The following is a 5,723-nucleotide window of genomic DNA, read 5'->3' on the forward strand; positions in this document are numbered from 1 at the left end:
TGTGTCTGTTGTTTGAGAACTCAATAGTGTGCCAAGTTTGTTGATACCGATTTGTTTTTATGAATTGGTTGTTTTGGCTGGTCCTGTGTCACCTCCGTGGTGCGGGGCTGGTTTTGCAGCTGGTTTCAAATTTTGTGCAGCTCTTCCGTCGTTATTTCCGGTGGTTGTGGTTGTGTCTGTTTTTGTTTTACTTCAACGGAGAGTTTGATCCTGGCTCAGGATGAACGCTGGCGGCGTGCTTAACACATGCAAGTCGAACGATGATCYSSWGCTTGCWSSGGGGATTAGTGGCGAACGGGTGAGTAACACGTGAGTAACCTGCCCTTGACTCTGGGATAAGCCTGGGAAACTGGGTCTAATACCGGATATGACCATTCCGCGCATGCGGTGGTGGTGGAAAGCTTTTGCGGTTTTGGATGGACTCGCGGCCTATCAGCTTGTTGGTGGGGTAATGGCCTACCAAGGCGACGACGGGTAGCCGGCCTGAGAGGGTGACCGGCCACACTGGGACTGAGACACGGCCCAGACTCCTACGGGAGGCAGCAGTGGGGAATATTGCACAATGGGCGGAAGCCTGATGCAGCGACGCCGCGTGAGGGATGACGGCCTTCGGGTTGTAAACCTCTTTCAGTAGGGAAGAAGCGAAAGTGACGGTACCTGCAGAAGAAGCGCCGGCTAACTACGTGCCAGCAGCCGCGGTAATACGTAGGGCGCAAGCGTTATCCGGAATTATTGGGCGTAAAGAGCTCGTAGGCGGTTTGTCGCGTCTGCTGTGAAAGACCGGGGCTCAACTCCGGTTCTGCAGTGGGTACGGGCAGACTAGAGTGATGTAGGGGAGACTGGAATTCCTGGTGTAGCGGTGAAATGCGCAGATATCAGGAGGAACACCGATGGCGAAGGCAGGTCTCTGGGCATTAACTGACGCTGAGGAGCGAAAGCATGGGGAGCGAACAGGATTAGATACCCTGGTAGTCCATGCCGTAAACGTTGGGCACTAGGTGTGGGGGACATTCCACGTTTTCCGCGCCGTAGCTAACGCATTAAGTGCCCCGCCTGGGGAGTACGGCCGCAAGGCTAAAACTCAAAGGAATTGACGGGGGCCCGCACAAGCGGCGGAGCATGCGGATTAATTCGATGCAACGCGAAGAACCTTACCAAGGCTTGACATGGACTAGTAAAGCGCAGAGATGCGTTCCCCTCTTGAGGCTGGTTCACAGGTGGTGCATGGTTGTCGTCAGCTCGTGTCGTGAGATGTTGGGTTAAGTCCCGCAACGAGCGCAACCCTCGTTCTATGTTGCCAGCGGTTCGGCCGGGGACTCATAGGAGACTGCCGGGGTCAACTCGGAGGAAGGTGGGGACGACGTCAAATCATCATGCCCCTTATGTCTTGGGCTTCACGCATGCTACAATGGCCGGTACAAAGGGTTGCGATACTGTGAGGTGGAGCTAATCCCAAAAAGCCGGTCTCAGTTCGGATTGGGGTCTGCAACTCGACCCCATGAAGTCGGAGTCGCTAGTAATCGCAGATCAGCAACGCTGCGGTGAATACGTTCCCGGGCCTTGTACACACCGCCCGTCAAGTCACGAAAGTTGGTAACACCCGAAGCCGGTGGCCTAACCCTTGTGGGGGGAGCCGTCGAAGGTGGGACCGGCGATTGGGACTAAGTCGTAACAAGGTAGCCGTACCGGAAGGTGCGGCTGGATCACCTCCTTTCTAAGGAGCACCATTATCGCCCCTGTCCCGTCCGCATGGTTGTGGTCGGGGGTGTGTGGAAGCAAAGCCCATTGCGCAGGCGTCTGTTCTGCGGTGGGTGCTCATGGGTGGAATATCAGCAGATAGCGGCCGGTTGTTTTTGTTCTGTGCTTAGTACGGATGTCCTTGTCCCTTTTTTGTGGGTGGGGGTGTCGTGGAAGGGTGCGGGGCGGGGAGGGCCGGTTTTCGTGTTTGGCACACTGTTGGGTCCTGAGGCAACAGGGCCGGGGTGCGTGGCCTGTGAGGGTTGCGTGGTTTTTCCGGTGTTGTGTGTTTCTGGTTTCCTGGCTGCATGGTTCCGTGCGTGGCGGCTGTCCTCTTTGTTGTGGGGCGGGTCGGCGTGCGGGGTGTGTGGTACGGGGTTGTTGTTTGAGAACTACATAGTGGACGCGAGCATCTGACACAGGCGGCTTTGTGCTGTTTGTGTCTACAGCAATTTCTTTTTATGAACCCGGCCCTTCCTTTGTGGGGGGTCTGGTTCTCTCGAGAGTGTTTGTTTGATCTTGTGTGGTCAAGTTTTTAAGGGCACACGGTGGATGCCTTGGCATTAGGAGCCGAAGAAGGACGTAGGAATCTGCGATAAGCCTGGGGGAGTTGATAACCGAACGGTGATCCCAGGATGTCCGAATGGGGAAACCCCGCCAGACGCGTTTTTCGTGATCTGGTGACCCGCATCTGAACACATAGGGTGCGTGGGGGGAACGCGGGGAAGTGAAACATCTCAGTACCCGCAGGAAGAGAAAACAAGAGTGATTCCGTTAGTAGTGGCGAGCGAACGCGGATGAGGCTAAACCGTTCCATGTGTGATAGCCGGCGGGCGTTGCATGGGCGGGGTTGTGGGACTTTCCGTGCTGGTTCTGCCGGACCGGCGGGGTGAGAGCATGGGCATAGGTGAACGGTCTTGAAAGGCCGGCCGTAGAGGGTGTGAGCCCCGTAACCGTAATGTTGTGTGCCGCCTGGAGAGGATCCCAAGTAGCACGGGGCCCGAGAAATCCCGTGTGAATCTGTCAGGACCACCTGATAAGCCTAAATACTTCCTAATGACCGATAGCGGACCAGTACCGTGAGGGAAAGGTGAAAAGTACCCCGGGAGGGGAGTGAAACAGTACCTGAAACCGTGTGCTTACAATCCGTCGGAGCAGCCTTGTAGCTGTGACGGCGTGCCTTTTGAAGAATGAGCCTGCGAGTTAGTGTTACGTCGCGAGGTTAACCCGTGTGGGGTAGCCGTAGCGAAAGCGAGTCTGAACAGGGCGAGTGTAGTGGCGTGATCTAGACCCGAAGCGGAGTGATCTACCCATGGCCAGGTTGAAGCGACGGTAAGACGTCGTGGAGGACCGAACCCACTTCAGTTGAAAATGGAGGGGATGAGCTGTGGGTAGGGGTGAAAGGCCAATCAAACTCCGTGATAGCTGGTTCTCCCCGAAATGCATTTAGGTGCAGCGTTGCGTGTTTCTTGCCGGAGGTAGAGCTACTGGATGGCCGATGGGCCCTACAAGGTTACTGACGTCAGCCAAACTCCGAATGCCGGTAAGTGAGAGCGCAGCAGTGAGACTGTGGGGGATAAGCTTCATAGTCGAGAGGGAAACAGCCCAGACCACCAACTAAGGCCCCTAAGCGTGTGCTAAGTGGGAAAGGATGTGGAGTTGCGAAGACAACCAGGAGGTTGGCTTAGAAGCAGCCATCCTTGAAAGAGTGCGTAATAGCTCACTGGTCAAGTGATTCCGCGCCGACAATGTAGCGGGGCTCAAGTACACCGCCGAAGTTGTGGATTTCAGACAGTGGCAAGCCTTCGTGGTTCAGTCGTCTGGAGTGGTAGGGGAGCGTCGTGTGGGCGGTGAAGTCGCGGTGTAAACCAGCGGTGGAGCCTACACGAGTGAGAATGCAGGCATGAGTAGCGAAAGACGGGTGAGAAACCCGTCCGCCGAATGATCAAGGGTTCCAGGGTCAAGCTAATCTGCCCTGGGTAAGTCGGGACCTAAGGCGAGGCCGACAGGCGTAGTCGATGGACAACGGGTTGATATTCCCGTACCGGCGAAGGACCGCCCATGCCAAGCGGGGGATACTAACCGCCCGGAGCCTGCCCAATCACCCTTGTGGTGTGCGGGTTTTGGCCGAGCGCGGGACCTGATCCCGGGAGGTAAGCGTATTAACAGGTGTGACGCAGGAAGGTAGCCGGGCCGGGCGATGGTTGCCCCGGTCTAAGGATGTAGGGTCAGCGATAGGCAAATCCGTCGCTGTGTCTTTGATGACGTTCCTGAGATCTGATGGGACCCCCGTCATGGGGGGATCCGGTGATCCTATGCTGCCTAGAAAAGCATCGGCGCGAGGTCCCAGCCGCCCGTACCCCAAACCGACACAGGTGATCAGGTAGAGAATACCAAGGCGATCGAGAGAATTATGGTTAAGGAACTCGGCAAAATGCCCCCGTAACTTCGGGAGAAGGGGGGCCCCAACCTTGAACACCACTTGCTGGTGGGAGGGGATCGGGGCCGCAGAGAYCAGGGGGAAGCGACTGTTTACTAAAAACACAGGTCCGTGCGAAGTCGCAAGACGATGTATACGGACTGACTCCTGCCCGGTGCTGGAAGGTTAAGAGGACCGGTTAGCCGCAAGGCGAAGCTGAGAATTTAAGCCCCAGTAAACGGCGGTGGTAACTATAACCATCCTAAGGTAGCGAAATTCCTTGTCGGGTAAGTTCCGACCTGCACGAATGGAGTAACGACTTCCCCGCTGTCTCAACCATAAACTCGGCGAAATTGCAGTACGAGTAAAGATGCTCGTTACGCGCAGCAGGACGGAAAGACCCCGAGACCTTTACTATAGTTTGGTATTGGTGTTCGGAGTGGCTTGTGTAGGATAGGTGGGAGACGTTGAAGCCCTCACGCCAGTGGGGGTGGAGTCATCGTTGAAATACCACTCTGGTCACTTTGGACATCTAACTTCGGCCCGTGATCCGGGTCAGGGACAGTGCCTGATGGGTAGTTTAACTGGGGCGGTTGCCTCCTAAAAAGTAACGGAGGCGCCCAAAGGTTCCCTCAGCCTGGTTGGCAATCAGGTGTCGAGTGTAAGTGCACAAGGGAGCTTGACTGTGAGAGAGACATCTCAAGCAGGGACGAAAGTCGGGACTAGTGATCCGGCGGTACATTGTGGAATGGCCGTCGCTCAACGGATAAAAGGTACCTCGGGGATAACAGGCTGATCTTGCCCAAGAGTCCATATCGACGGCATGGTTTGGCACCTCGATGTCGGCTCGTCGCATCCTGGGGCTGGAGTAGGTCCCAAGGGTTGGGCTGTTCGCCCATTAAAGCGGTACGCGAGCTGGGTTTAGAACGTCGTGAGACAGTTCGGTCCCTATCCGCTGCGCGCGCAGGAAATTTGAGAAGGGCTGTCCTTAGTACGAGAGGACCGGGACGGACGAACCTCTGGTGTGTCAGTTGTACTGCCAAGTGCACCGCTGATTAGCTACGTTCGGATGGGATAACCGCTGAAAGCATCTAAGCGGGAAGCTCGCTTCAAGATGAGATTTCCAGACACCTCGTGTGTGAGAGGCCCCCAGCCAGACCACTGGGTTGATAGGCCGGATGTGGAAGACAGGACCAACGACTGTTGAAGCTGACCGGTACTAATAGGCCGACAACTTACACCACACAAACACGATCACTGCTTGCGTCCACTATGTGGTTCCCGAACAACAAACCGTTCGACGGAACCAACAACTGAATAACAACACCACAGTTCCCCAGGGAACCGAAGTTGTAACCACACAGACTTCCCGCCCCGCACCCCGTGCGGAGGACCGGGTAACAGGGTTACGGCGGTCATAGCGTGGGGGAAACGCCCGGTCCCATTCCGAACCCGGAAGCTAAGACCCACAGCGCCGATGGTACTGCACCCGGGAGGGTGTGGGAGAGTAGGACACCGCCGGACAACCATTAACGGTCAGGCCCCGACACACCAGTGCCGGGGCCTG

3 rRNA genes are annotated in these 5,723 nt (G+C 56.3%); all 3 read left to right on the forward strand.

Annotated features, from left to right (window positions below):
• Positions 1-192 precede the first annotated feature (192 nt).
• The 3 genes from AC1DOV_RS34380 to rrf all read left to right on the forward strand — a co-directional run bounded on the left by AC1DOV_RS34380 (position 193) and on the right by rrf (position 5,680).
• A 16S ribosomal RNA gene (locus tag AC1DOV_RS34380) occupies positions 193-1,714 on the forward strand.
• A gap of 548 nt (positions 1,715-2,262) precedes the next feature.
• A 23S ribosomal RNA gene (locus AC1DOV_RS34385) occupies positions 2,263-5,400 on the forward strand.
• Positions 5,401-5,563: 163 nt separating this feature from the next.
• Positions 5,564-5,680 (forward strand): 5S ribosomal RNA (gene rrf / locus AC1DOV_RS34390).
• Together the 16S, 23S and 5S rRNA genes form the textbook arrangement of a ribosomal RNA operon.
• Positions 5,681-5,723: the final 43 nt, after the last annotated feature.

Source organism: Paenibacillus sp. 01T47, assembly GCF_056398245.1.